Source organism: Micromonospora sp. MW-13, from assembly GCF_003434305.1.
In the GTDB taxonomy this organism is placed as follows: Bacteria; Actinomycetota; Actinomycetes; order Mycobacteriales; family Micromonosporaceae; genus Micromonospora.
On the sequence record NZ_QKKX01000011.1, the window covers coordinates 107,400 to 132,792 of the forward strand.

A 25,393-nucleotide genomic window follows, 5' to 3' on the forward strand; every position below is an offset into this window, starting at 1 on the left:
GGCGGGCCGTCCGGCGGCGCGGCCGTGGTCGGGGCGGTGACCGCCGGGCGGGCCTGTCGTGGCCCGCCCGGCGAGGGGTTCAACGAGCGGCGAACCGCTGGTCGAGGGCGAGGTTCAGCTCCAGCACGTTAACGCCGGGGGCGCCCAGGAAGCCGAGCGCCCGGCCGGTGGTGTGCGCGGCCACCAGCCGCCGGACCGCGGCCGGGTCCGCGCCGCGTTCCCGGGCCACCCGGGCGACCTGGATCTCGGCGTACGCGGGGCTGATGTGCGGGTCGAGGCCGCTGCCGCTGGCGGTGACCGCGTCCGCCGGTACGGCCGGCTCGGCGGGGGCGTCGCCGCGGACGGGGACGATCACCGCCCCGGCGGCGACGTGGTCCACGCCCGGTCGCGCCGGCTCCACCGGGACGCCCTGCCACGTGGTCACGAACGGGGTGGCGGGGGCGGCCTGGTTGACGCTCACCACCCGGGTGACCGGCCCGGTCAGCCCGTCGCGGTGGAACACGCCCAGGACGGCGCCGACGCCGTCGGCGGTGCAGTACGGCCGGCGGCCGTCCACGCCGTCGAGCCGGCCGATCGCCCGGCTGCGGGCGCAGACCTGGGTGAGCAGGCTCTCGGTCGACTCGGCCGGGTCGGCGGCGAGGGTGTCGACGATGCTCTCCGGGCCGAGGTTGGAGGCGGCGGTGGAGGTGGGGTCGTAGCCGTCGCCGGCCGCCGAGGGGCGGGACTGAAAGTAGCGCGGGACGGGATTGCCGTCGGCGTCGGTGAAGGACTGGCCGATCAGCGCGCTGCCGACGGTCCGGCCGCCGGCGGCGACGAGCGAGCCGTCCGCCCCGGCGGCCAGGCCGGGCAGGCGGCCGGCGGCGACCAGGGCCAGCGGGTACGCCAGGCCGAGCAGGACGGTGAACACGAGCAGGGCGCGCAGGGCGGCCAGGTGTTGGGCGAGCCAGGTGGGTAGGCGCATCACGAGATCCCTGGGATGAACTGGATGAGCAGGTCGATGAGCTTGATGCCGACGAACGGCACGATGATGCCGCCGAGGCCGTAGACCAGCAGGTTGCGGCTGAGCAGTTTGGCCGCCGCCGCCGGGCGGTAGCGGACGCCCCGCAGGGCCAGCGGGATCAGCGCGATGATCACCAGGGCGTTGAAGACGACCGCCGAGAGGATCGCCGACTGCGGGCTCGCCAGCCGCATGACGTTCAGCGTGTCCAGGCTGGGATAGATGCCGGCGAACATGGCCGGGATGATGGCGAAGTACTTCGCGATGTCGTTGGCGATCGAGAAGGTCGTCAGGGCGCCCCGGGTGATGAGCAGTTGCTTGCCGATCTCGACGATCTCGATGAGCTTGGTCGGGTCGGAGTCGAGGTCGACCATGTTGCCGGCCTCCTTCGCCGCCGAGGTGCCGGTGTTCATGGCCACCCCGACGTCGGCCTGGGCGAGCGCCGGGGCGTCGTTGGTGCCGTCCCCGGTCATCGCGACCAGCCGGCCGCCCTGCTGCTCGCGCTTGATCAGGGCGAGCTTGTCCTCCGGGGTGGCCTCGGCGAGGAAGTCGTCCACGCCCGCCTCGTCGGCGATCGCCCTCGCCGTCCGCGGGTTGTCGCCGGTGATCATGACGGTGCGGATGCCCATCCGGCGCATCTCGTCGAACCGTTCCCGCATGCCGGCCTTCACGACGTCCTTGAGGTGGATCACGCCGAGGGCCCGCGCCGGCTCACCGTCGACGTGCTCGGCCACCACCAGCGGGGTCCCGCCGATGCCGCTGATCTCGTCGACGACCTGGCCCACCTGCTCGGTGGGGTGGCCGCCGTGCTCGCGGACCCACTTCATCACGGCCGCCGCCGCGCCCTTGCGGACCCGCCGCGCGGGCCCGGTGGCGCCGCCGTCGACCGTCGCGTCCGGCGTGAGGTCGACGCCGCTCATCCGGGTCTGGGCGGTGAACGGCACGAACGTGGCGTGCGGCACGAGGCCGGGCTCCCGCTCCCGCAACCCGAACTCGTTCTTGGCCAGGACCACCACGGACCGGCCCTCCGGGGTCTCGTCGGCGAGGCTGGCCAACTGCGCCGCGTCGGCCAGTTCGGCGGCGGTGACCCCCTCGACCGGCAGGAACTCGGCGGCCTGCCGGTTGCCCAGGGTGATGGTGCCGGTCTTGTCCAGCAGCAGGGTGTTCACGTCGCCGGCGGCCTCGACCGCCCGGCCGCTCATCGCCAGGACGTTGCGCTGGACGAGGCGGTCCATGCCGGCGATGCCGATCGCCGACAGCAGCGCGCCGATGGTGGTGGGGATGAGGCAGACCAGCAGCGACACCAGCACCACGCCGCTGACCCCCGCGTCGGTGATCGCGCCGGTGTCCGGGGCGGCGGCCTGGTACTGCTTGGAGAAGGCGGCGAGGGGCTGCAACGTCACCACGGCGAGCAGGAAGACGACCGTGAGCGCGGCGAGCAGGATGTTCAGCGCTATCTCGTTCGGCGTCTTCTGCCGGTTCGCCCCCTCGACCAGGGCGATCATCCGGTCGATGAAGCTCTCCCCCGGCTTCTGGGTGATCCGCACGACGATCCGGTCGGAGAGCACCCGCGTGCCGCCGGTGACCGCGCTGCGGTCCCCGCCGGACTCCCGGATGACGGGGGCGGACTCGCCGGTGATGGCCGACTCGTCGACGCTGGCGATGCCCTCGACGACGTCGCCGTCGCCGGGGATGATCCCGCCGGCGCAGACCAGGACGACGTCGCCCCGGCGCAGCTCGGGCGCGGGCACCGCCTCGTCGCGGTAGGCGTTGGCGGGGGCGCCCGGGGTCCAGCCGACCAGTCGGGTGGCGATGGTGTCCTGCTTGGCCCGGCGCAGGGTGGCGGCCTGGGCCTTGCCCCGCCCCTCGGCGACCGCCTCGGCGAGGTTGGCGAACAGCACGGTCAGCCAGAGCCAGCCGGTGATGGCCCAGGCGAAGACCGACGGGTCGGTCGCCGCGAGGACGGTGGTGAAGGCCGCGCCGATCTCGACGATCAGCATCACCGGGTTGCGCCACAGGGTGCGCGGGTCGAGCTTGCGCAGCGCCTCCGGCAGGGAGGTCAGCAGCTGCCTCGGGTCGAGCAGGCCGCCGGCCCGGTCGCCCCTGGTGGCGGGCGTGCCGGGGGTGGCCTGGTCGACCCCGCCGTGCGGCGCCTGCGGGGAAAGGGTCATGTCGTCGTTCCTCATGGTGGTCACAGCCCTTCGGCCAGGGGGCCGAGCGCGAGCGCGGGCAGGAAGGTCAGCGCCACGAGGATCACCGTGACGCCCACGACCATCCCGACGAACAGGGGGCGGTGGGTCGGCAGGGTGCCCTCGGAGGCGGGGGTGGGCGCCTGGCGGGCCAGGGAGCCGGCCAGGGCGAGAACGAAGATGATCGGCAGGAACCGGCCGAGCAGCATGCACAACCCCAGGGCGGTGTTCCACCACGGGGTGTTCACCGTGATGCCGGCGAACGCGGAGCCGTTGTTGTTGCTCGCCGAGGTGAACGCGTAGAGCACCTCGGACAGTCCGTGCGGGCCGGCGTTCAGCGCGGTCGCCGCGTTGCCGGTGGCGAAGGCCGCCGCCGTGCCGGTCAGCACCAGGGCCGGGGTGACCAGGAAGTACAGCGAGGCGAACTTGATCTCCCGTGAGCCGATCTTCTTACCCACGTACTCCGGGGTCCGGCCGACCATCAGGCCGGCCACGAAGACCGTGATCACCGCGAGGATCAGCAGGCCGTACAGGCCCGCGCCGACACCGCCGGGCGCCACCTCGCCGAGCATCATGTTGACCAGTGGCATCATCCCGCCGAACGCGGTGTACGAGTCGTGGAACGAGTTCACCGCCCCGGTGGAGGTCAGCGTCGTCGCGGCGGCGAAGGTCGCCGAGTTCGACACGTCGAACCGCACCTCCTTGCCCTCCAGCGCCGCGCCGACCGCCTGCGGCACCGTGCCGTGCCCGGTCAGCTCGAAGACGTTGGTCAGGGCGACGCTCGCCACCGCCAGGACCGCCATCACCGCGGCCACGGCGTATCCCTGCCGGTGCTGGCCGACGATCCGGCCGAAGACCCGGGGCAGGCTGAACGGGATCAGCAGGATCAGGAAGATCTCCAGCCAGTTCGTCCAGGCCGTCGGGTTCTCGAACGGGTGGGCGCTGTTGGCGTTGTAGAAGCCCCCGCCGTTGGTGCCCAGTTCCTTGATCACCTCCTGGCCGGCGACCGGCCCGCCGGTGATCGTCTGGGCCGCACCGGTGAGGGTGGTCACGTCGGTGCCGGCGGACAGGTTCTGCACCACTCCCCCGGCCATCAGGGCGAGCGCCCCGAGCACCGAGACGGGCAGCAGGACCCGCAACGTGATCCGGGTCAGGTCGACCCAGAAGTTGCCCAGGTCGCCCGTACGGCTGCGGGCGAACCCGCGGACCAGGGCGACCGCGACGGCGATCCCGACGGCGGCGGAGACGAAGTTCTGCACCGCCAGCCCGGCCATCTGCACCAGGTGGCCCATGGTCGACTCGCCGGAGTACCACTGCCAGTTGGTGTTGGTCACGAACGACACCGCCGTGTTCCACGCCCCGTGCGGCACGACCGGGTCGAAGCCGAGGGACAGCCACAGGTGGTTCTGCAACCGCTGGAACGCGTACAGGAACAGGATCGACACGGCCGAGAAGGCCAGCACCGCGCGGGCGTACACGCCCCAGGCCTGCCCGGCGGACGGGTCGACCCCGACCAGTCGGTAGACGCCCCGCTCGACGCGGGAGTGCCGGGTGCCCGAGACCACCCGGTACAGGTGGTCGCCGAACGGCTTGTGGACGGCGACCAGCGCCACCACGAGGGAGAGGATGAACAGCACACCGGCTGTCGTCATGGTCATCAGAAGCGCTCCGGGAACAGCAGGGCGACCACCAGGAACACACCCAGGCCGATCGCCAGCACCAGGCCGACGGCGTTGACGGCGCTCACAGCTTCTCCACGCCCCTCACCACGAGGGCGAGCGCCGCGAACAGCGCCACCGTCCCCAGCACGAACACCATGTCAGACACGGCTGGCTCCTCTTACCCGACTCGGTTGCCGCGACCGCCTTCCGGTCACGCCGGGCAATCACAACGCCCCCGGCGCCGTCCGGACAGGGTCCTTCACGCGACCATGACGGCGACGGGCCGTTTCTTGACGCCGTTTTCACGCGCCCGGCCGCGCCGGTGACGGCGGTCACCGGCGCGCTTTGCCCGCCTGAGCCGGGCCGGGTCGCCTGGGCGGCGAGTCGGACCGGGCCCGCCCAGCACCTCCTGCTGGCCCGGCAGGCCCGTCAGGCGCGCGGCGACGCCGATGACCAGCCACTGCTCAGGAAGGCGTGCCGAGCCGGCCCACCAGGGGCCGGGCCTGCATCGGACATCGAGACCCGTAGAGTCTCGCCGTGATCGAGATCGGCGCCCAGATCGATTTGTCCCACCCTGCCGACCGGGTCTGGCGGGCGGTGACGGAGCCGGGACTGCTCGCCCGGTGGTTCGCCGAGGCCGAGGCGGTCACCGGCCGGCCGGGCCGGCTGCTGCTGTACACGGCGGGACTGCCCGGCTTCGACGCCGCCGTCGACGCGGAGGTGGCCGACCGGCGGGAGCCGGAGCTGATCGCCCTGCGCTGCCACGAAGCCGGCCGGCACACCCTGCTGACCTGCGCGATCACCCGCACGGCCGAGGGGTGCCGGCTGTCGGTGCGGGAGACCCTGGAGCGCGGCGCCTGGCCCGTCGAGCAGCGCGTGCGCCGCGAGCAGTGCTACCAGCAGGCGCTGACCGGCCGGCTGCCGGCGATCCTCGACTGGCTGGCCTTCCAGCAGGTCGACCTGCGGCGCGACGACCTCGCGGCGACCGCCGTGCTGCCGGTGACCGAGGTGTCGGGCGACCGGCCGGCGCCGGCCGGCCGCCGTCGGATCGCGCTGGTCGCGGGGCTGGGCGGCGCCGTACTGGCCACCGGGCTGGCCGCGTGGGCCCTGCTGCCCGGCGAGCCGCAACGCGGGGCGGCGCCCGACCCGCTGCCCCTGCCCACCGGTGCGAGCGCCACGCCCGCCACGAGCGGCCCGTCGCGGGCGACCCCGTCCGCCCGGCCGACCCGGACCGCCCCGAGGAGCAGTGCCCGGCCGGGCCGCACCGCCACGGCCGGGCCGTCGCGTACACCGGGCCCGTCGCCGTCGGCGGCGCTGCGCGCCCGGTACGAGACGGTGTCGACCCGGGTCTTCGGCTACACCGGCGAGGTGGTGGTCGACAACCGGGCCGGGGCGGCGGCCCGGGGTTGGACGGTGGTCGTCACCCTGCCCCCGGGCAGCTCGGTGTCGGACGTGAACGGGGCCGACTGGCGGCAGGACGGGCAGTCCGTCGTCTTCACCGGGCCGGCCGTGCCGCCCCGACGGTCGCAGACCATCCGGTTCGAGGTCCGCGACGCCGATCCGCTCAGCAAGGCGCCCGCGGGCTGCACCGTGGACGACGACCCGTGCGCGGGCCTGTGAGCATGGGGAACGGGCCGGCGGCCCGCAGACGAGCGTCTACGGGCCGCCGGTCGCCGGGGTCGGGCTGCCTCAGCCCGTGGGCAGCGTCGCCCAGCCCCGGTTGAAGTTCTTGCTGTCGCCGTCCGGGCGGTAGTTCTTCTCCACGTTGCCGGCCGCGTCCACCGAGAACCAGTGGATCTTCGTGCCGACCGGGACGGTCAGCGTCTCCGCCCCCTCCCGGATGCCCGCCGAGGCGTACAGGGTGGAGGTGTAGCTGGGCCGGCCGCCGTCGAGGGTGTAGAACACCGCCGCCGGCTCGCTGACGTCGAACCGGACGCTCACCGTGCCCGGGGTGTCACCAGGGGCGACCGACAGGGTGCTCGTCGGCCGGTGCTTGTCCTTGTCGAAGTCCCGGGCCACCCGCATCAGCTCGACCAGGCCGTTGCTGAACTCCAGCGCCTCCTGGTGCGCCTCGTCCCAGGTGGGCTGGAAGCTGGTGCCGACCTCGAAGTTCCAGGCGTAGATGCCGTACTTGTACCACAGCATGTCCCCGGAGTTCCCGGCCGCCGAGTAGAGCACGTCGGAGATCGGGCCGGTCCGCGCCGGGGTGACCGCCATGTTGCGGTGCCGCTTGATGGCGGTGAGGATCCGCGACGACGCGCCCCAGAAGAACGACTCCTCGGCCAGCGTCGGTCGCGGGGCGGAGAGCCGCCCGGGGGTGGCGTAGGCGCCCGGCGACCACATGAAGTAGTTGCCCGAGGAGTGCAGGTTCATCGAGAACTTCATGTTCGGCCGCTGGGCCAGCCAGTCGACGTTCTTGTTCTCCGGTTCGGACAGCTCGCTCGGCCCGGCGTAGGTGTCGCTGGTGCAGCTCGCCGACGCGCCCGAGTACCCGTCGAACAGGCTGTACTCGGTGTAGTTGCGGTTGTTGTCCACGCCCCACGAGTTGCGGGCGAGGGCGTCGGTGGCTCCCCCCGGCGCGCAGTGGTTGGTCATGTTCCGCCGCTGCGAGGCGTAGTCGTAGAACGAGTAGTGCCCGCCGTCGGGGTTGATCGACGGAACGATCCAGATGTCCAGGGTGCGCAGCAGTTGCTTGGTGTTCTCGTCGGTGGCGTGGTTGCGCAGCAGCCGCTCCGCGGTCTCGATCGTCACCAGCGGCGGCACCCACTCCCGGGCGTGTTCCTGGGCGTACGCCAGCACGCCCGTGCGGGAACCGTCCCGGTACTTGCCGATCCGGATGGCGTACACCGGGTGGGGGTCGCGGGACACGCCGGCGGGCGCCTTGAGGTTGTCCGACAGCGGGGTCCGCACGGCCGGCGCGACCACGCCGGCGCCGGCGTCGCCCCGGTAGGTGTACGCCTTGACCAGCGCGCCGGCCTGGGCGTTCAGCGCGGCGGCGACCTCGGCGGCGGTGCTGGTGACCGCCCCGGCGGCGTCGGTGGCCAGGGCGACCCGGATGGCCTTGTCCGTCACGGTCACCGACAGCGGCCGGTCGGCCGCCCCCGGGTCGGCCAGCTCGACGGAGATGTCGTTGCCGCCCTCGTGGCCCCAGGCGAGCGAGTCGACGGCCACCCGGTTGGCGTTGGCGGCGCCGAGCACGACCTGGGCCTTGCGGCGGTAACCGTTGGTCTTGTACGGCAGTTCGACGACCTCGGCGAGCTGCGGGAACTCGGCGGCGAGCTGCTTGATCCGGGCGTAGAGCTCGGTCGGGGTGAGGTAGCTGGTGACGAAGTCCTTCTGGTAGCCGGGGCCCTCCGGGTTGGTCTCCGGGATCGGCAGCCACTCCTTGACCTCGACGACCGCGACGTCGCCGGTCGGGCTGGTGATCTGGATCCGGTGCGGCCGGGTGGTGACCGAGGCGGCGCCGCGGTGGTACAGGTAGACCCCGGCGTCGACGAACCGGTTGATGGTCTGGGTGCCGCCGGAGCCGATCTCCGTGCCGGGGCCGCTGTCGCGGGCCACGGTCAGGGTGCTGGTGGAGGTCTGTCCCTGGGCCCACTTCGCCTCGACCGACAGCACCTGGTTGGCGCCGGAGGTGTAGTAGTCAGCCCGGATGATCTTCACGTCGGAGACGGTCGCGGTCTGGGCGAGGGTGGCGGAGTACGCCTGGTTCTCGGCCCGGTGCGCGGCGATGGTCGCCTCGCGTTCGGCGACCCGCTGCGCGGAGTCCGCCGAGTCGTACAGCACGCCGCCGACCCGGTAGCCCATCCGTTTCAGCGCGGCGACCTCGGTGGGGGTGACCACGGCGTGCACCACGATGCCCTGTTCGACGCGGGTGACGTGGTGGTCGAGGTCGACGCCGGTGGCGACCAGCTCGTCGAGTTGGGCGCTGTCGGCGACCGTCACCTCCACGACGTCGGCCTGCTCGTCGGCGGACCGTTCGAGGACGGCGGGTGCGCCCTCGTCGGCCGTGGGTGGAGCGGCCGTGACGGCGGTGGCCGGGCCGGCGAGCAGAAGCAGGGCGACGCCTGCGGCGGTTGCGGCGGGCAGTCGCCTTCGCCAACGGGGCAGGGCGGATCGGGACATCTGTGGCCACCTTCCTGTATGGAGCTGGCGGACCGGCAGCCGATGGGCGGTCGCCGGTCCGCGCGGGGGGTGAGGGTACGCGTCACCGACTGCGCGCAGCTGGGTGACGCACGGATCGCTACATCGACCCCGCGCGCACAGTGGACACGCAGGCACACGCGAAACCGTGCGGGGTGGTGAACCGGCGCCGCTCCGGTCCGGACGATGTGGCGAGGGCCGTGGGTAGACGTGACGGGCGGTCGATCAGGTCTTTCCGATCGGTTGGCCAATCCTGGCCGGACCCAGTTCGGTCTGTCAATGACCTGCATGGTTGGCCTTGGACTGTCACATGTCCCACGTCCCCGGCACCCGCCCGCGCCGGGTTGGCGGGTGCCGGCGCGGGTCGCGGGCCGACGCGCTCGTGCCGCTGATGACGCTGGAGGAGAAGGTCGCCCAACGACCCCGCCGCCCTGCCGCACCCCGCCACCCGTCGGCCTACGCGACCTCGACGAAGTCCAGCTCCGCCCAGCCGTCACGGTGGGTGAGCCGCAGGGTGTTGAAGCCGGCGTTCAGGGTGACGTCGGCGCGCACCTGCCGCCAGTTCTCCCACCCGGAGTTGGGGTAGCTGACCACCTGGGCGGCCCCGCCGTTGACGGTCAGCATGTGGGTGGCGTCGCCGTACCCGGCGGCGTAGGCGAGGTGGGCCGTGTAGCCGCCGGCCCGCGGGGCGAAGACGGTGACGTCGACCCAACTGTCGGCGTAGTCGAGGTAGGCCACCACCTGCCCCTGCGAGGCGCTCGCGGTGTTCCGCACCGCGCAGTGGTTGAGCGTCCCGCGCTCCGCCTCGTAGCGCACCCGGCTGCCCCGGACGACGGGATACTCCCCCGCCCAGCCGAGCGCGGCCACGTACATCCCCCGCGCCGTGTAGTTGTTGATCCAGCCGTGGAAGACGAGGTGGTCGCCGCCGGCCTCGCGGACGACGTCCGCGCCGCCGGGACCCCGCACCGCGCCGTCCACGCTCGCCGTCGTCAGCAGCGACCGGTACGCCCTGGTGTACGGCCCGGTCAGCGAGGTCGCGGTCGCGTAGCTGGTCTGGTAGCCGTCCCCGCCGTACCCGCCGAGGGAGTAGAACAGCACGTAGCGCGCCCCGACCCTGGTCAGCACCGGCGCCTCCACGATGCCGGCCTCCTCCGGGCGGTCGTTACGCAGCAGCTCCACCCGGGCGCCCTGTAGCGTCACACCGTCGGCGGCCACCCGCTGGAGCCAGAGGCTCGTCGGCTGGCCGACGGCGTTGCCGTCGTCCTTGTAGAGCAGATACCGCAGCCCCGTGCCGTCGACGAAGCTGGACGCGTCGATATCGCCGCCCTCGCCGCCGTTGCACACCAGCGGCCCGGTCCCGACGGGAGCGAACGGGCCCAGCGGCGAGCTGGCCAGGGCCACGCCGATGCACTGCCGGCCGGCAGCCCGACTCCGGGCGGTGTAGTAGAGCAGGTACCGACCGTCGGCACGCGGGGACACGTCGGGAGCCCAGGTGCGGCCCCCGTCGGCCCACGCGCCAAGGGTCGGCAACGCGTCCGGCCGCCGCGTCCACGGCCCGCCCAGCGAGGCGGCCGTGGCGACCGGCACGTTACCGAAGCCGTTGTTGGTCGAGTAGGCGTAGTACGTGCTCCCGACCTTGATCACGTCCGGGTCGGGGAAGTCGCCGCCGATGACGAGCGCGGCGGGCGTGGTCGCCGCGGAGGCCGCCTGTGCGGTGCTGACGACAGGGCTGGCCACGAGCACGGCGACCAGGCAGGCAAGGAGTCGGCGCATGACCGAGTATAACCACGTGCATCGATGCCAAGGGGGTCGACGAACCACCCCTCGCACCGAGGGTGGACCGCCGGTGCCGCCGGTGCCGCCCCGCTCGCCCGGGCCGCCGTGGGGCGTGACCGGCCAGCCTCGTCTGGGCGCGGCCCGGGCCGGGGCGCTCCGGTGGCGGGCGGGAGTCATGCTGGAGGGGTGATCCGCTTTGTGCTCAACGTGTTGTGGCTGGCCTTCGGCGGCGGCCTCGTCCTCGCCGTCGGATACGGCATCGCCGCGCTGATCTGCTTCGTCCTGGTCGTCACGATCCCGTTCGGGGTCGCCTCACTACGCCTGGCCAGCTACTCGCTGTGGCCCTTCGGACGCACCCTCGTGCCCAAGTCCGGCGCCGGCGTGCCCTCCGGCCTGGCCAACCTCCTCTGGGTGGTGCTGGCCGGCTGGTGGCTGGCGCTGTCCCACGTCCTCGCCGGCATCGCGCTCTGCGTCACGATCGTCGGGATCCCGTTCGGCATCGCGAACTTCAAGCTCGTACCCGCCGCGTTCTGGCCCCTCGGGCGCGAGGTCGTCGACGCGCCGTAGCGCGCCGGCGGACGCGACGACCCCGAGCTGAGGGCGCGGTCAGCCGGCACCCCGTAGACGCCACCGCCGGCGTCCCCCGTTGGTGACTTCGTGCCATTCTGCGGGCAAAAAGGGCGGAGAATCAGCATGCGGGCGATTCAGCCGCAGGCCGGTCGCCGCCCGCAGGACTGCGAGGGGGCGGTGGATGGCCACGTACGAGTACCGATGCCAGCAGGACGGCAGCTTCGACACCACGCTGCCGATCGGCGCCGCCGGCCCGGCGGCGCGCTGCCCACGGTGCGGGGGCCGGGCCGCCCGGGTCTTCTCAGCGCCTCGGCTCAGCCGCACGCCGGCGCCCCTGCGCCAAGCTATCGACCGCGCGGAGCGTAGCGCGGAGGCCCCGGACGTCGTGACGCGCGTCCCGGGCCGGCCTCCGATCCGACGGTCACCGAACCCGGCCCACGCCCGCCTGCCCCGCTGGTGACCGGCCCACACCGGCCGGTCCCACCAGGACGATCGAAAGGCAGAACGACATGCCCGAACTGCTGTTCCCGCTCGACTCCGGCAGAAGGTTCACCGACCAGGAGAAGATCGGCCACAACCGGTGGCACCCGGACATCCCACCCGTGGCCACCGTCCGGCCCGGCCAGACGTTCCGGGTCCACTGCCGGGAGTGGTTCGACGGGGCGATCCACAACGACGACTCGGCCGAGGACGTCCGGGACGCCCCGCTGACCACGGTCCACGCCCTCAGCGGCCCCTTCGCCGTGCAGGGCGCCGAACCCGGCGACCTGCTCGTCGTCGACATCCTCGACCTCGGGCCCATCCCGCAGGAGGACTCCGGGCCGCTGGCCGGCCAGGGCTGGGGGTACACCGGCGTCTTCCCCACCGGCAACGGCGGCGGATTCCTCACTGAGCAGTTCCCCGACGCCTACAAGGCCATCTGGGACTTCACCGGTCGGCAGGCCACCTCCCGGCACATCCCCGGCGTCGAGTTCACCGGGATCACCCATCCCGGGCTGATGGGCACCGCCCCGTCCGCGGGGATGCTGGCCACCTGGAACCGACGCGAGGGCGCGTTGCGGGCCACCGACCCGGACCGGGTACCGCCGCTGTCCCTGCCGCCCGAGCCCCGCGACGCGATCCTCGGCACGCTCACCGGCGCCGAGTTCGACCGGGTGGCGGCGGAGGCGGCGCGTACCGCCCCGCCCCGGGAGAACGGTGGGAACCAGGACATCAAGAACTTCACCGCGGGCACCCGGGTCTTCTACCCGGTCTACGTACCCGGCGCGAACCTGTCCGTGGGCGACCTGCACTTCTCCCAGGGCGACGGGGAGATCACTTTCTGCGGCGCGATCGAGATGGGCGGCTTCGTCGACCTGCACGTCGACCTGATCAAGAACGGCATGCAGACGTACGGCGTCGCCGAGAACGCCATCTTCCTGCCGGGGAACACCCCGCCACAGTTCAGCCAGTGGCTGGCCTTCTCCGGAATCTCCGTGACCCTCGACGGCCAGCAGCGGTACCTCGACCCGCAACTGTCCTACCAGCGCGCGTGTCTGCACGCCATCGACTACCTGACCCGCTTCGGTTACCAGCCCGAGCAGGCGTACCTCCTGCTCGGCGCGGCACCGATCGAGGGCCGGCTCTCCGGGGTGGTGGACATCCCCAACTCCTGCGCGACGGTGTACCTGCCCACCGAGATCTTCAAGTTCGACGTGCGCCCGTCCGCCGGTGGCCCGACCAGGATCGACCCGGGCCCGGGCGCCCCGCGGGCCAGCATGTCCTGACCGCACGGCCCCGGTCCGCACCGGGGCCGGCGAGGACGCCCGCCGGCCGGACGCGCGGGCCCGGACGACCCGAGCGCCACCGGCCGGCCGGTGGCCGGCGACCGCAGTCGCCGGGCACCGGGGGTTCTACTTGGTGCCGGTCAGGGCGACGAGGGCGCTGGCCGTGTGGAAGTACGGGTTGCGGCCGAGGTCGCCGACGGTGGTGATACCGAAGGCGTCCTTGAGCAGCTTGGCGTCGCCGTTGCTGACCCCGGCGAGGGCGGACACCGGGGCGTCGACCAGCTCGGCGAGGGTCTTGTCCTGGTATGCCTTGTCGACCAGCTTGGTGAGGTCGGCGGTGACGGGCATGCACTCTCCTTCACACCCGGCCGGACATTCCGGCCGAAACGGAACAACTACCTGAATTAGATCATCTCGCACGCCGGCGGTCCACTCCGGACCGGGCTCCCTCAGTCCTCGTCGTCGCCGCCCTCGTCGCCACCCTCGTCGTCGCCCTCGTCGTCGTCACCGAAGGAGTCGAAGACCTCGTCGGCGACCATGCCGCCGGCGAAGCCGAGCGCCGCGCCGCCGAGCACGCCGGCCGCGACGGCACCCATGCCGGGGCCGCGCCGCTCGTGGTGCTCCTCGTGGTGGTCGCCGTGGGCGTACCCGCCGGGGCCGGGCGGGTAGCCACCGGGCACGGGGTAGCCGTACCCGACCTGGCCGTAGCCGTGCCCGGCGTGCCGGCTCTGGTACCCGTCGAGGGCCTGGCGCAGCCAGGTGTCCACCTGGGCGGCCCAGTCGACGTGGTCGGCGTCGGCGTGGTCGACTCGGTAGCGACCGAAGGAGTCGTGACCGCCGGCGAACAGGCCGCCGCGCTTGTCGAACTCCAGCACCACGTCCACCCCGTACTCGTTCGTCACGAAGGTCAACTCGACCTCGTTGACGCCGTGGGCGTACTGCGGGGCGGCGTAGTACTCGATCTCCTGGTAGAAGGGCATGGTCTGGTGCAGGCCGGCGATGTACCCGCGTTCCAGGTCGGCGCCCTTGAACTGGAAACCGAGTCGGCCGAAGGCCTCAAGGATGCGTTCCTGCACCGGCAGCGGGTGTACGTGGACGGGGTCGAGGTCACCCTTGTCCACCGCGCCACGCACGGCCACCTCGGTACGCAGGCCCATGGTCATGCCGTGCAGGTGCTGCCCGTACACGGTCGTCACGGGGGTCTCCCACGGCACCGGCACCTGGAAGGGCAGCGACAACCGCTGCCCCTCGGACAGGCGCAGGCCGCCCGCGACCTGGGTGCGGTGGAACTCGACGAGCGCGTCGTACTCCTCCTCCGCGCCCTCCGCCTCCACCCTCGTGACGAGGCCGAGGGTGATGTGGTCGATCTCCACATCGTGCCCGCCGCCGGTCAGGTTCACCTGCCCCGCCAGCACCAGCCCCGGTCGGGTACCCGGGTTGGACAGCACCGTGTCGACGCTGGGCCCGCCCACCCCGAACGCTCCCAGCATCTTCTTGAACACCACGAACCACTCCCTCGCCAGTTTCGGTCGCGCCGGCGCCCGTCGGCGGTGAATCGCCGGCAGAGCCCTTGCGGCACAACGTGATCGGCGGCGTCCATGATGGATGCCGCTGGCCCGGCAACCTAGCAACGCCACCTGTGAGATAGCTGGACGAGTTCGGCCAGACACGGTGAGCCAGGCCGACGCCCGGTGCGCCCGCGCCGTCGGCGACCTACCGGCCCGCGCGACCCGCGCCCCTCGCCATGATCATCCCCAGCACGAGCAGGGCCAGCGCCGCGACCGCCGCCCCCACGGCCGGGGACGTGGCACCTCCACGGTCGCCGCGGGCGGGGGCACCGGCACCCCGGGAGGCGGTCGGGGCCGGATCGCCCCGGGACCCGGTGGGAGGCGGCGCCGAGGTCAGCGCGTAGCGCAGGATCGTGGGCCGCGTGCCGGGCGGCTGGCCTGCGGTCTCGGAGACGGTGAGCAGGAACCGGCCGTCACGGCTGTAGGTGACCGACTCCCCCTGCGGCTCGTCCGGCAGCGGGACGACCCGCGGCGCGCCGGTGGTCAGGGCGGCGACCACGTCGCCGCCGGTCACGTCGAACTCGAACGCGTCGGCGTAGGTGCGCAGGACCACCCGACGCCCGTCCGGCGCGGTCGCGCCGCCGGTGACCACCGCCCGACCGACGAAGGAGAACGGGTTGCGGGTCCTGGTGGACGGCAGCCGCACCTGACCCACCCGGACCAGCGGCACCGTCGCGCCCGGCCGCAGCGCCGCGGCCGGGCGGTACAGGCCGGCGCCGCCGCCCTGTTTGGTCACGATCACCGGGCGTCCGTCACCGGCGACCAGGAGGGCCTCCGCGTCGTGCGGGCCGTCCGGGTACGCCAGGCGGTACAGCACCGGGCGGTCCTTGCCGGGCCGCAGCCGCCACAGGGCGACCGTCCGGCGGGAGCGGTCGTTGTCGCCGACGTCGGCCACCCAGACCGTGCCGTCCGCGCCGACGCCCAGGTCCTCGGTGTCCCGGGGACGCGACGGGTAGCGCACCGTCCGCGCCACCGCGCAGTCGGCGTCGAGGAAGAAGATCCGACGCCGGGCCTCCTCGTCGGCGCCGTCGTTGACCACCACGAACCCGCCGCCGGTGGCGGCCATCCCGGAGATCTCGTTGAGCCGGCCGTCGCGGATCTGACACACCGGCGTGCCCGCGGCCGGGGACAGCACGGTGGACGGGTTCGCCGCCGCCACCGGCGGCATGCCGACGGTGCTCACTGCGGCCAGCGCGGCCCCCGCCGCCCACCACCACCGCCGCCGGAGCGACCCGCGCAGCCGAATGTCCGTCAACCGTCCGCCCGTGTGTCCGTCGTCGTCCAGGGGGCAACCGCGCCGCAGGTCCCGGGACGACCCGCCAGCCCCGCCCGGATGCCCGGTTCCGCAGCGACTCTAGTCGATTCCCCGGGCGGGCCGTCCGGCCCGGCTGCCGACCCGGCGACTGAGGACCGCGCGGGGTTTCGTCGACGGCCGGTCCCGACGACGACCGCCGCGACTGTCCGGTTGCCGACCGCCACCCGCCGCCGTCCCCCGTACTGTGACGGGCGAGGACCCACGGGTGACCCGCCGGAGGCAGGAGCACGATGGCCCGGACCACGTCGACGCACCCCTGCCCGGCCGGGATCGAGGACGAACTGGTCCGGCTGGCCGTCCGGGCCGTGGCCCCCGCCGAGGAGCCGCTGCTGCCGTTCCTCGCACCCGCCTACCGGCGCCGCCCCGGCCGCTGGCGCCGTGACCCGGCCCGGCTGGTGCGGGTGGGCGGCGGCGAGGCCGGCGGCGGCGGCTTCGAGGCGGCCGTCGAGCCGCTCCTGCCGTACCTGCTGGTGCTGACCGGCATCGGGCTGGAGGCGCTGCGCGACGGGGTGCGGGAGCACGCCACGGAGGCGGTCCGGGGCGGCCTGCGTGGCCTCGGCCGGCGGTGGCGGGACCGCCGGTCCCCGGCCGGGCTTCCGCCGGCCGCCACGGTGCGCCTGGGGCCCGGCCAACTGCTGCGCATCGAGGAGGCGGTCACCGCCGCCGCCCGGGACCCGCGCTGGGAGCTGACCGAGGACCAGGTCGCGGTGCTGCGGGACGCGGTGCGGGACGCGTTCGCCCAACGGTTCGGCGTCGCCGGCCCGGATGTCGACGGCGGCTGAGGTCGGCGACCCACCCGCCGGCGGGGGGTCGCCCCCGCTGCCCTCCACCACCCTCGGCCGGTTCGTCGCCGCGGTGACCGCGGTCGTGGGCACCAGCATGTTCGGCTGGCAGACCGTCCTCGTCGACGGCGACGCCACCCGCGCCCGGGCGGAGTGCCTCAGCGGGCTGCGCGGGGCCGCACCGCCGATCGACGTGCGCGCCGGGACGGTGGACGAGGACTCCCTGGCGGCGGTGCAGCGCTGCCTGGGCACCCTGCACGGGGACCTGCTCCGGCAGATGGTCATCGGGCTGGCCGTGCTCGCGGCGGTGGCCGCCGTCGTCTACCTCGCCGCGCCCTGGTGCGAGTGCCGGCTGCGCGGCCTGCGCCGCCTCGACCGGACCCCCGGCACCGAGGCGCTGCGGTCCGACCTGGCCGGGCTGGTCCGGGAGGCGGGGCTGCGCCGCCCACCGACGTTCGTGGTGTCCCGGTCGGCGCGGATCAGCGGCAACACCTTCGGCGCGGGGCCCGTCCGGTACGTCCGGCTGGACCTGGGGCTGGTGCACGCCCACCGGACGGCGCCGCACCTGTTCCGGGCCGTCGTCCTGCACGAGTTGGCCCACGTTCGCAACGCCGACGTCCACCTCACCCGGCTGACCATCGCCCAGGCATGGGCGTTCCCGCTCGCCGTGCTCGTCCCGGTCGCGGTCAACTACGTCGGATCGGTTCCCGCCCGGCACCTGTTCGACGACGCCTGGCGGCTGGCAGCGTTCGCGCTGATCGTGCAGGTGTCGGCCTGGTCGGTGCTGCGCGCCCGGGAGTTCGCCGCCGACGCCCGGCTCACCGGCGGCGACATCGGGGCCGTCCGGGCGCTGCTCGCCGCCGACCGCAGGCGGGCCGGCCGGTGGGCCCGGGTGGGAGCGGCCTTCCGGTTCCACCCGCTGGCCCGGGCCCGCGAGGACGCCCTGGACCGTCCCGGGCGCCGGTACGCCGCCCGGCCGGTGGAGGCGCTCGGCGCCGGGCTGGCCGCCGGCATCGCCGCACCGCCACTGCTGGACCTGATGACCAGCCTGCCACGCACGCTGCCCGGCCCGGACCCGTTGACGGGCGGCGCCTTCGCCACCGGCGTGCTGCTCGGCGCACCGATCGCGCTGGTCACCACCGGCGCGCTGTGGCGGTCCGCCTGGTGGGCGCGACGCACCGGCGCGCCGGCGGCCTCGGGCGGGGTGTTCGGCGCGGCGCTGGCCTGTGGCCTGCTCGTCGGCCGGCGACTGGCCTGGTCCACGGCGTACACCGACGACCGGCGGGCCTGGTGGGTCGAGGGGATCCTGGGTCTGCTGTGGATCGCCGGCGGCGCCCTGCTCGGCCGGTGGGTGGCCGGCGGCGCGCGGGCGCACCTGCGGCGCATCGCGCCGTCGGACGCGTCCCGCACCCGGCTGGCCTGGGCCGGTGCCGCACTGGCCACGACGGCGGTCAGTGCCGGCTACGTGGCGGCCCTGCTCGTGCTGGGTGCCTGGTCCACCGACGGCGAGTTCAGCATGTGGCGCCTCGTCGCCGCGCGCGAGGGCCACCCGGACACTCTCACCCCGCTGGTCCTGCTCGACCTGCTCGGCTTCTTCTTCCGCATCGTCGCCGCCCAGGCGCCGTACCTGCTCGCCCTGCCGCTGGCCGCGGCGCTGTTCCCGGTCCTGGCCACCCGCCACGCCACCCGGCGGGCGGCGCGCCTGGGCCTCGTCGGCGGGGCCGTCGGCGCCCTGGTGCTGCCGCTGGTGCCCCTCGGTGTCGGCGTCGCCGCCCGCGATCCCGGCCTCGCCACGTCCACCGCGGCGGTCCTGGTCAACAGCCACACCCTGCTGCCGGTCACGTTCGTCGAGCTGACCGTCGCCGTCGCGGCGGTGTCCACCCGGCGCCTGTCGCTGCCGCACGCCCTGCTGGCCGCCCTCACGGCGGGGCTGCTGCTGGTCCCGGCCATCCTGGCCGCCGGCACGGTGCTGTCCTGCGTGGCCGGCACCACGGACCGGTGCATCCCCGCCGTCGACGGGTCCGACGCCGTCCGCGCCCTCACCCACGCCCTCGTCGTCGCCCCGGTGGCGGCGGTGCTCGGCGCCGCGCTCGGGGCGGCCGTGGCGGCGGGGCTGGCCGCCGCCGGGCGGCATCGGCGGTGGGTGGTGGCCGCGGTCGTCGTGCTGCTCGCGTCCGCCGGCACGGTCGCGGTGGCCCGTGGTCGGCCGGTCCCGGCGACGCCCGCCGGCCGGGACCCCTGCCTGCTCGGGGTCTGGCGGCTGACCGCCGGCCGCTACCACGTCCTCGTCGCGGCCGACTCGCGGCTCGGCACGATGGCCGGCCTCACCGGCGACGCCGGCGTCGACCTGGCCAGCGGGCCGGGCAGCGGCTTCGCCACCGCGTACCGGGCCGACGGCAGCGCGACCGACCTGTACGACCTCTTCGTCGCCGAGGGCACGCTGAACGGGCACCCGGTGCGCAGCGTCCACCGGGGAGTGGTGACCTACCGCTGGTCGGCCGGCGCCGGGCGCTACACCCAGCGCGACTCCGTCGCCTCCGGCGACGTGATGCTGCTGCGCATCGACGACCGCGAGGTGGACGTGACGACCGCCGCCGGGGACACCACCGGCTCGTACCGGTGCGCCGACGACCTGCTCGTGATCCGCGAGGACAACGACGACGGGTCGTGGGGCGAGGAGAGCTTCGTCCGCAGCCCGACCTGACGGCCGCGCCGGCCCGGGCGATCGCGGCGGCGGGTGGGTGCGCCGGCGGGTGCGCCGCAGGCGGGTCCCGTGCGACCCGGGCTCGGGGCGGCTGTGAGACTCGTCCCCGCGCGGTCCGCCCGCGCACGGAGGGAGGCACGACATGGAGCAGGACGTACGGCAGGCCGCGGCGCTGCTGGGCCGGGCGCGCCGGGTGGTGGTGTTCACCGGCGCGGGCATCTCGGCCGAGAGCGGTGTGCCGACCTTCCGCGACGCTCTCACCGGGCTGTGGGAACGGTTCAACGCGCGGACGCTGGCCACGGCGCAGGCGTTTCGCGACGACCCCGCGCTGGTGTGGGGCTGGTACGAGTGGCGACGGGGCGCCGTCCGGGCGGCCCGGCCGAACGCGGGACACCGGGCGGTGGCCGCGATCGAGGGACGCGTCCCGGACAGCGTCCTGATCACTCAGAACGTCGACGACCTGCACGAGCGCGCGGGGTCGGCCGCGCCGTTGCACCTGCACGGCAGCCTGTTCGCGCCGCGCTGCTCGGCCTGCTCCCGGCCGGCGTCGCCGCCGGACGAGCCGTCGGACGAGCCGGCGCACGGCCGGCGGGTGCCACCGCCCGGGTGCCCGCGCTGCGGGGCGCCGGTCCGGCCGGGGGTGGTGTGGTTCGGCGAGGCGTTGCCGGAGGCGGCGTTGGCGACCGCGGTCGAGGCCGCGTCCTCCTGTGATCTGCTGGTGACGGTGGGCACCTCCGGCCTGGTCCATCCCGCCGCCGAGATCCCCCAGGTCGCGGCCCGCCGGGGCGCTCCGGTGATCCAGGTCAACCCGCACCAGACGCCGCTGGATCCGGTCTGTGCCGTGAACCTGCGCGGACCGGCCGCCCGGGTCCTCCCCGCCCTCGTCGAGGCGGCGTGGGGCGACCCGGGGCAGGGGTGAGGGCCACGGCCGAGGTCTGGATCTGAAACGCCCGGGCGTACGCGGCCGCCCAGCGCAGGACCACCCGGCAGATCGACTGGCTGGCGCCGAGGTCGACCTGGAGCCACTGGGGATCGGCGGCGAGGCTGGCCCACCGGGTGCCGGTGTTGCCGTCGACGGCCGCCGACGCGGGGGTGCCGGCACCCCCGGTGGACGACGCGGTGCCCGGGCGGTGCCGTACCCGCGCGTAGCGGCCGGCGCCGGTGACGGTCAGGTTCTGGGTTCGCCGCACCCCGGCCGCCCGGTCCCGGACCCCGGGACGCCGTCCCCCGCGCACCTGCCGTCGCCGGGTGCGGGCCGGGCAGGCATGCTGGTGGCATGCGCGCGGTGGTCTACGAGACGTTCGGCACGGTGCCCGAGGTGCGGGAGGTTCCCGACCCGGTGGCCCCGCCCGGCGGGGTGGTGGTCGCCGTCGAGGCGACCGGGGTGTGCCGCAGCGACTGGCACGGCTGGCGGGGGCACGACCCGGACATCCGGCTGCCACACGTGCCCGGGCACGAGTTCGCCGGGGTGGTCGCGGCCCTCGGCGCGGGCGTCACCGGCTGGGTTGTCGGCGATCGGGTGACCGTCCCGTTCGTCTGCGCCTGCGGCACCTGTCCCGCCTGTCTCGCCGGCGACCACCAGGTGTGCCACCGCCAGCAGCAGCCCGGCTTCACCCACTGGGGCTCGTTCGCCGACCTGGTCGTGGTGCACCACGCCGAGGTCAACCTGGTCCGTCTGCCCGGCACGGTGGACTTCCCGACCGCCGCGGCCCTCGGCTGCCGCTTCGCCACCGCATTCCGGGCGGTCGTGGCGCAGGGCCGCGTCCGGGCCGGGGAGTGGGTGGCCGTGCACGGGTGCGGCGGCGTCGGCCTGTCCGCCGTGATGATCGCCGCCGCCGCCGGGGCCCGGGTGGTCGCGGTCGACGTGCAGCCGCGGGCGCTGGCCATGGCCGCCCGGTTCGGTGCCACGGTGACGCTGGACGCGGCCGCCGCGCCGCCGGACATCCCCGCCGTGACCGACGGCGGGGCGCACCTGTCGATCGACGCCCTCGGCAGCCAGGCCACCCTCACCGCGTCGGTCGACGGGCTGCGCCGGCGGGGCCGGCACGTGCAGGTGGGGCTGCTGCCGCCGCACGTGACGGTGCCGATGGGCAGGGTGGTGGCCCACGAGCTGGAGATCGTCGGCAGCCACGGGATGGCAGCCCACGCGTACGGCGAGCTGATGGCCCTGGTGCAGGCCGGCCTGCTGCGCCCCGGCGACCTGGTCGCCGAGGAACTGCCGCTGACTGCCGCGCCGGCGGCGCTGGCCGCCATGGACGGCCCCACCCCACCCGGCATCCGGATCGTCACGCCCTGACGGAACGGCATGGTGGCGTACGGCGTAGGCGACCGCGTGCGTGCGGTTGCGCAGCTGGAACCGGCTGGTGATGAGCACGTTTCTGACGGTCCGCTCCGGTCCGAATGGACCTCCCCGAGGGCCACCTTGCCCTGCCCGCTGCCCGGATCGACACGTGCCGCCGGCTGCCTTCGGGGCAGTGCCCACTGCCCGGAGGGGCAGGGCGGGGCCGTCCGGCACGCCCGCGGCGGCGAGGAAGCCGGCCGGGCGGCGTCCCGGGCGGCACGCCGCCTACCATCCACGGATGCTCAGCGGCGAACTGGTCGAGAGGCTGGAGAAGGCGGTCGGCAGGTACGGGGCCGGGATCCCGTCCCCGCCGGCGGAGACCGTCGCGGCGCTGGCGACGGTCGGCGTGCTGCCGACGCCGGACTACGTCGAGTTCGTGGCCCGGTTCGGCGGGTGTTACGTGGGGATGCCCGTGTACGGGCTGCGGAACTCCCACCTGCTGGAGGCGGTCAGCTGCGTCGACCTGACCCTGCGCTACCGGCGGGACGGCTGGCCGGGGACCGGGACCGGCCTGGTGATCGCGATCGACGGCACCGGTGACCCGATCGTCCTCGACGCCGACGGGGTGATCCGCCGGCCGGAGCACGACTCGGCGACCAGCACCGTGCTCGCGCCCAGCTTCCACGCCCTGCTCGACCGGTACGTCGACGACTGGGCGGGGTGAGCGCCCGCCCGGGGCGGCACGTTACTCGGCAGAGCCGGCCGCAGGGCGCTCACCACCGCAGGGCACGCGGCTCGTTTGAGCAGGCGGGGCCGGCGACGGCTCCGCCGGACGGCCAGCGCGGGCGGGTCGACCCGGTCGTCGCAGCCCGCACGCGCGCACCCGAACCGGAGGACCACGTGCAGAGCTACCCGAAGGCGATCGTTCCCGTCGGCCACGTCGAGCCGGTGCCACGCCGGATCCGGGCGTACGTCGGCGGCGTCCCGCTGCTGGACACGACCGGGGCCCGGTACGTGTGGGAGATGCCGCCCTACCCGCAGTACTACGTGCCCCTCCCCGACGTCGACCGGAGGCTGCTGGTCGACGAGGGGCGCGTCGAGCGCACACCGCGCGGGACGGCCCGGGTGCACGGGATCCGGGCGGGCGACACGGTACGGCCGTCGGCCGCACGGGTGCTCGGCGACGACGGGCCGGCGGCGCTGTCGGGCACGGTGCGGTTCGAGTGGACCGCGCTGGACGCGTGGTTCGAGGAGGACGAGGAGGTGTTCGTCCACCCCCGCAGCCCCTACAGCCGGGTGGACGCGCTGCGGTCCACCCGGCGGGTGCGGGTCGAGCTGGACGGGGTGCCGCTGGCCGAGTCGGCCGCCCCGGTGCTGGTCTTCGAGACCGGCCTGCCGACCCGCTACTACCTCGACCGCACCGACGTGGACCTCACCCGCCTGGTCCCGTCGGACACCCGGACCGCCTGCCCGTACAAGGGGCGCACCACCGACTACTGGTCGGTGCGGACCGACACCGCCGTGCACCCGGACCTGGCCTGGTCCTACGGGTTCCCGACCGGCGCGCTGGGTCCCGTCGCCGGGCTGATCGCCTTCTACAACGAGCACGTCGACCTCGTCGTGGACGGGCGGCGGCTGGACCGGCCGAGGACGGCGTTCTCCTGAGGCCACCGCCCGGCCGGGGCGACACCGGTCGCCCCCGGGCTCAGCCGGCCAGCTCGGCGAGCGGGAACGCCCGGTGCCGGCGGGGCGGGACCAGGAAGTTCTGCCGGCGGGTACAGGTCAGGAAGCGCTCCAGGCCGTTGTCCTGCTCGGTCACCCGGTGCTTGCGCGCCAGGTCCACCGACGCCTGGCTGCGCCGCATCCGGGCGAAGAAGTCGGCGGTCGGCACGAACACGCTGAAGTGCAGCTTCGGCTGACTGCTGCCGTCGGGGACGTCCAGGGAGTCGAAGCCGGGGCCGTCGACCCGCAGGTGCATCGGGGTGCCGTCGGGCGCCCGGGAGCTGCGCTGGAGGGTGGACAGGTGCCCCATCCGGCGCTCGCCCCGGGGCAGGCCGACGCCCCGGGCGGTGCGCTCGGCGTAGTCGGGGCCACGATTGTCGGCGGGCAGGAACGACGGCCCGCCGCCGTCGGTGAGCTGGTCGGTGTTGCCGGGGTGCACCGGCGGGGCGTGGAACATGTACTGCACCCGCTTGGTGAAGTTGCCGTTGTCGCTGGGCGGGGTGTCCGGCGAGGCCATGTCGTAGAACTGGAGCATGTCGAGGATGATGTGCGACAGGTGCTGCACGCCGCCGTTGTCCAGGTAGTCGCCGGGGCGGGCGGTGGTCAGCCGCGCCGAGGGGTGGCCGGCGAAGGTGCAGATCGCCGGCGGGCCGGAGGCGTTGGACTGCTGGTCGGAGAAGCCCATCCACATCGGCGAGTCGGGCTGGATGAACCGGGCGTACGGCAGCCGGTTCTGCTCGGCCACCGAGCGGGGCAGGCCGGTCTGGGTGAACATGTGCCGGCTGGAGGTGACGGTGAGCAGCCCGGCGAAGGCCGGCGGGGGCGTCGGCTGGCCGGCCAGCGTGCCGCTGCCCTCGAACCAGGCCAGCACGTCCTGGACGACGGTGGCCCGGTCGCTGCGGAAGGTGAACAGCAGGTCGTTCTGCTCGATGCGGACGGGCACGGTGAATCGCCGCTTGGTGACCCCCGGGTTGTCCGGGTGGACGTCGGTGGGCCCCGGCTCCGCCTCCTCCAGCACCGACCGGGACGGGTCGGCCAGCAGCCGGGGCAGGTGCGCGCCGACCAGGTCGCCGGCCAGGCCGCCCGGCAGCCGCCGGAAGTACGGCAGGCCGTAGGAGACGAACGTCATCAGGCCGGCCGCGCCGAACGGGTACCGGGATTCCAGGGTGGCGAGCACCCGGGCCAGTTCCCGCTGGTCGTCGCGGCCGGGACTGCGGGACAGCGCGGCGGTCAGGTAGACGGTGTGCACGGGCGGCATGACGAACGGCCCGCCGGTGGGCGAGGTCTGCTCGGGCGCGCTGTACCGGGCGACGTCGAACTGGATGTCGGGCAGCCCCTGCGCCGGGTCGGGCGCGGCCGGGCGGTCCGGGGTGCGGGCGCCGGCCGAGCAGGCCGCCAACGCGGACGCGGCCATGGCCAGGGCGCCACCGGCCAGCACCGTCCGGCGGGGCAGTCGGGGTTGGTCGCCCATGCCTCAGCTCGACCGGTCGAGCGCGGCGCGCAGCGCCCCGCCGAGTTCCTCGTCGCCCGGCGCGGTCAGCCGCACCGCCTGCCCGGTCAGCCCGACGAAGCCCTCCCGGGCGCCGCCGTTGCGGGTCGGGCTCACCAGCACCGTCGCGCCGTCCTGCTCGACGTCGACGTGCCGGGCGCCTTTGGCGTACGTGGCCCAGGTGCGCAGGCCGAGCGCGTCGAGGACCGGCGCGAACGGCGAGGGCCCGCCCCGCAGGTCGGGGGTGGGCACGCCGGTACGCGAGGCGTCGAGCATCCGTCGTACCGCCGCGCCCAGCGGGGCGTCGGCCGGCTCGTCGAGGAGTTCGAAGGCGCCGTTGGCGATCCACATGCCGTCGCCGGTCAGCGAGGAGGAGTGCGCGACGTACCGACCTCTGCGCAGGTCGAGTGCGGCGAGTCTGGTCATCGGG

22 protein-coding genes are annotated in these 25,393 nt (G+C 74.4%); 10 read left to right on the forward strand and 12 right to left on the reverse strand.

Annotation, left to right across the window (positions count from 1 at the left end):
* Positions 1–79 precede the first annotated feature (79 nt).
* From C5N14_RS08335 to kdpF, 4 genes are read right to left on the reverse strand one after another with little or no spacing between them, the layout of a single operon-like run.
* Positions 80–961 (reverse strand): potassium-transporting ATPase subunit C, encoded by an 882-nt coding sequence (locus C5N14_RS08335; protein ID WP_117667197.1) that lies wholly within the window; start codon positions 959–961, stop codon positions 80–82.
* Positions 961–3,168 (reverse strand): potassium-transporting ATPase subunit KdpB, encoded by a 2,208-nt coding sequence (gene kdpB, locus C5N14_RS08340; RefSeq protein WP_117667723.1) that lies wholly within the window; start codon positions 3,166–3,168, stop codon positions 961–963. The genes C5N14_RS08335 and kdpB overlap by 1 nt, the downstream gene beginning before the upstream one ends.
* A gap of 20 nt (positions 3,169–3,188) precedes the next feature.
* Complete coding sequence (gene kdpA / locus C5N14_RS08345) at positions 3,189–4,844, reverse strand: potassium-transporting ATPase subunit KdpA (RefSeq protein ID WP_117667199.1); 1,656 nt, start codon at positions 4,842–4,844, stop codon at positions 3,189–3,191.
* Entirely contained in the window at positions 4,844–4,933 is a 90-nt protein-coding gene (gene kdpF, locus C5N14_RS08350; protein WP_036343797.1) for a K(+)-transporting ATPase subunit F, read from the reverse strand. The genes kdpA and kdpF overlap by 1 nt, the downstream gene beginning before the upstream one ends.
* A 451-nt stretch (positions 4,934–5,384) precedes the next feature.
* Between kdpF and C5N14_RS08355 the strand changes: the two genes are divergently transcribed.
* A complete protein-coding gene (locus C5N14_RS08355; protein WP_117667201.1) occupies positions 5,385–6,467 on the forward strand; it encodes an SRPBCC domain-containing protein in 1,083 nt (360 codons plus the stop codon).
* Positions 6,468–6,536: 69 nt separating this feature from the next.
* Here the strand turns inward: C5N14_RS08355 and C5N14_RS08360 are convergent, their stop codons facing one another.
* On the reverse strand, positions 6,537–8,972 hold the full coding sequence (locus tag C5N14_RS08360; RefSeq protein ID WP_117667203.1) for a M14 family metallopeptidase: 2,436 nt from the start codon (positions 8,970–8,972) through the stop codon (positions 6,537–6,539).
* Positions 8,973–9,446: 474 nt separating this feature from the next.
* A complete protein-coding gene (locus tag C5N14_RS08365) occupies positions 9,447–10,763 on the reverse strand; it encodes a family 43 glycosylhydrolase (protein WP_117667205.1) in 1,317 nt (438 codons plus the stop codon).
* 189 nt (positions 10,764–10,952) lie between these two features.
* Here C5N14_RS08365 and C5N14_RS08370 point away from each other — a divergent pair, with 189 nt between their 5' ends.
* The 3 genes from C5N14_RS08370 (at position 10,953) to fmdA (ending at position 13,102) form a co-directional block, all read left to right on the forward strand.
* Positions 10,953–11,333 carry a YccF domain-containing protein gene (locus C5N14_RS08370; RefSeq protein ID WP_117667207.1) on the forward strand — a complete coding sequence of 127 codons (381 nt, stop codon included), beginning with the start codon at positions 10,953–10,955 and terminating at the stop codon, positions 11,331–11,333.
* 184 nt (positions 11,334–11,517) lie between these two features.
* Complete coding sequence (locus C5N14_RS08375) at positions 11,518–11,796, forward strand: FmdB family zinc ribbon protein (protein WP_117667209.1); 279 nt, start codon at positions 11,518–11,520, stop codon at positions 11,794–11,796.
* Positions 11,797–11,845: 49 nt separating this feature from the next.
* Entirely contained in the window at positions 11,846–13,102 is a 1,257-nt protein-coding gene (fmdA, locus tag C5N14_RS08380; protein ID WP_117667211.1) for a formamidase, read from the forward strand.
* A gap of 126 nt (positions 13,103–13,228) precedes the next feature.
* Here the strand turns inward: fmdA and C5N14_RS08385 are convergent, their stop codons facing one another.
* The 3 genes from C5N14_RS08385 to C5N14_RS08400 form a co-directional block, all read right to left on the reverse strand.
* Positions 13,229–13,450: a hypothetical protein gene (locus C5N14_RS08385; protein WP_117667213.1), complete on the reverse strand. Its 222-nt coding sequence runs from the start codon at positions 13,448–13,450 to the stop codon at positions 13,229–13,231.
* Between the two features lie 101 nt (positions 13,451–13,551).
* Positions 13,552–14,607 carry a sporulation protein gene (locus tag C5N14_RS08390; protein ID WP_117667215.1) on the reverse strand — a complete coding sequence of 352 codons (1,056 nt, stop codon included), beginning with the start codon at positions 14,605–14,607 and terminating at the stop codon, positions 13,552–13,554.
* A gap of 208 nt (positions 14,608–14,815) precedes the next feature.
* Positions 14,816–15,925 carry a hypothetical protein gene (locus C5N14_RS08400; RefSeq protein WP_207892655.1) on the reverse strand — a complete coding sequence of 370 codons (1,110 nt, stop codon included), beginning with the start codon at positions 15,923–15,925 and terminating at the stop codon, positions 14,816–14,818.
* Between the two features lie 290 nt (positions 15,926–16,215).
* Between C5N14_RS08400 and C5N14_RS08405 the strand changes: the two genes are divergently transcribed.
* From C5N14_RS08405 to C5N14_RS08415, 3 genes are all read left to right on the forward strand, one after another.
* The gene (locus C5N14_RS08405) at positions 16,216–16,767 is read left to right on the forward strand and encodes a hypothetical protein (RefSeq protein ID WP_117667217.1); all 552 of its coding nucleotides are present in this window, start codon (positions 16,216–16,218) and stop codon (positions 16,765–16,767) included.
* A complete protein-coding gene (locus tag C5N14_RS08410) occupies positions 16,751–19,471 on the forward strand; it encodes a M48 family metalloprotease (protein ID WP_117667219.1) in 2,721 nt (906 codons plus the stop codon). The genes C5N14_RS08405 and C5N14_RS08410 overlap by 17 nt, the downstream gene beginning before the upstream one ends.
* Positions 19,472–19,613: 142 nt before the next feature.
* On the forward strand, positions 19,614–20,390 hold the full coding sequence (locus tag C5N14_RS08415; protein ID WP_117667221.1) for an NAD-dependent deacylase: 777 nt from the start codon (positions 19,614–19,616) through the stop codon (positions 20,388–20,390).
* Here the strand turns inward: C5N14_RS08415 and C5N14_RS34120 are convergent.
* Positions 20,275–20,706, reverse strand: a complete 432-nt coding sequence (locus C5N14_RS34120) for a discoidin domain-containing protein (protein WP_117667223.1) — start codon at positions 20,704–20,706, stop codon at positions 20,275–20,277. The two genes, C5N14_RS08415 and C5N14_RS34120, sit on opposite strands and share 116 nt — an antisense overlap.
* A 41-nt stretch (positions 20,707–20,747) precedes the next feature.
* Between C5N14_RS34120 and C5N14_RS08425 the strand changes: the two genes are divergently transcribed.
* The 3 genes from C5N14_RS08425 (at position 20,748) to C5N14_RS08435 (ending at position 23,417) form a co-directional block, all read left to right on the forward strand.
* On the forward strand, positions 20,748–21,767 hold the full coding sequence (locus tag C5N14_RS08425; RefSeq protein WP_117667225.1) for an alcohol dehydrogenase catalytic domain-containing protein: 1,020 nt from the start codon (positions 20,748–20,750) through the stop codon (positions 21,765–21,767).
* Between the two features lie 283 nt (positions 21,768–22,050).
* Positions 22,051–22,476, forward strand: coding sequence for an SMI1/KNR4 family protein (locus C5N14_RS08430; protein ID WP_207892656.1), 426 nt, complete (start codon positions 22,051–22,053; stop codon positions 22,474–22,476).
* 176 nt (positions 22,477–22,652) lie between these two features.
* A complete protein-coding gene (locus tag C5N14_RS08435; RefSeq protein ID WP_117667227.1) occupies positions 22,653–23,417 on the forward strand; it encodes a DUF427 domain-containing protein in 765 nt (254 codons plus the stop codon).
* Between the two features lie 40 nt (positions 23,418–23,457).
* Here the strand turns inward: C5N14_RS08435 and C5N14_RS08440 are convergent, their stop codons facing one another.
* Both C5N14_RS08440 and C5N14_RS08445 read right to left on the reverse strand, forming a co-directional pair.
* Positions 23,458–24,945, reverse strand: a complete 1,488-nt coding sequence (locus tag C5N14_RS08440) for a hypothetical protein (protein WP_207892657.1) — start codon at positions 24,943–24,945, stop codon at positions 23,458–23,460.
* A gap of 3 nt (positions 24,946–24,948) precedes the next feature.
* Complete coding sequence (locus C5N14_RS08445) at positions 24,949–25,389, reverse strand: hypothetical protein (RefSeq protein WP_117667229.1); 441 nt, start codon at positions 25,387–25,389, stop codon at positions 24,949–24,951.
* Between the last annotated feature and the right edge of the window lie 4 nt (positions 25,390–25,393).

What these genes read in the sequence shown, in the direction of transcription:
- C5N14_RS08335 (WP_117667197.1), bottom strand. Translation starts at nt 961, where the DNA reads ATGCGCCTACCCACCTGGCTCGCCCAACACCTGGCCGCCCTGCGCGCC.
- kdpB (WP_117667723.1), bottom strand. Translation starts at nt 3,168, where the DNA reads ATGACCCTTTCCCCGCAGGCGCCGCACGGCGGGGTCGACCAGGCCACC.
- kdpA (WP_117667199.1), bottom strand. Translation starts at nt 4,844, where the DNA reads ATGACCATGACGACAGCCGGTGTGCTGTTCATCCTCTCCCTCGTGGTG.
- C5N14_RS08360 (WP_117667203.1), bottom strand. Translation starts at nt 8,972, where the DNA reads ATGTCCCGATCCGCCCTGCCCCGTTGGCGAAGGCGACTGCCCGCCGCA.
- C5N14_RS08365 (WP_117667205.1), bottom strand. Translation starts at nt 10,763, where the DNA reads ATGCGCCGACTCCTTGCCTGCCTGGTCGCCGTGCTCGTGGCCAGCCCT.
- C5N14_RS08375 (WP_117667209.1), top strand. Translation starts at nt 11,518, where the DNA reads ATGGCCACGTACGAGTACCGATGCCAGCAGGACGGCAGCTTCGACACC.
- fmdA (WP_117667211.1), top strand. Translation starts at nt 11,846, where the DNA reads ATGCCCGAACTGCTGTTCCCGCTCGACTCCGGCAGAAGGTTCACCGAC.
- C5N14_RS08385 (WP_117667213.1), bottom strand. Translation starts at nt 13,450, where the DNA reads ATGCCCGTCACCGCCGACCTCACCAAGCTGGTCGACAAGGCATACCAG.
- C5N14_RS08405 (WP_117667217.1), top strand. Translation starts at nt 16,216, where the DNA reads ATGGCCCGGACCACGTCGACGCACCCCTGCCCGGCCGGGATCGAGGAC.
- C5N14_RS08410 (WP_117667219.1), top strand. Translation starts at nt 16,751, where the DNA reads ATGTCGACGGCGGCTGAGGTCGGCGACCCACCCGCCGGCGGGGGGTCG.
- C5N14_RS08415 (WP_117667221.1), top strand. Translation starts at nt 19,614, where the DNA reads ATGGAGCAGGACGTACGGCAGGCCGCGGCGCTGCTGGGCCGGGCGCGC.
- C5N14_RS08425 (WP_117667225.1), top strand. Translation starts at nt 20,748, where the DNA reads ATGCGCGCGGTGGTCTACGAGACGTTCGGCACGGTGCCCGAGGTGCGG.
- C5N14_RS08430 (WP_207892656.1), top strand. Translation starts at nt 22,051, where the DNA reads ATGCTCAGCGGCGAACTGGTCGAGAGGCTGGAGAAGGCGGTCGGCAGG.
- C5N14_RS08440 (WP_207892657.1), bottom strand. Translation starts at nt 24,945, where the DNA reads ATGGGCGACCAACCCCGACTGCCCCGCCGGACGGTGCTGGCCGGTGGC.
- C5N14_RS08445 (WP_117667229.1), bottom strand. Translation starts at nt 25,389, where the DNA reads ATGACCAGACTCGCCGCACTCGACCTGCGCAGAGGTCGGTACGTCGCG.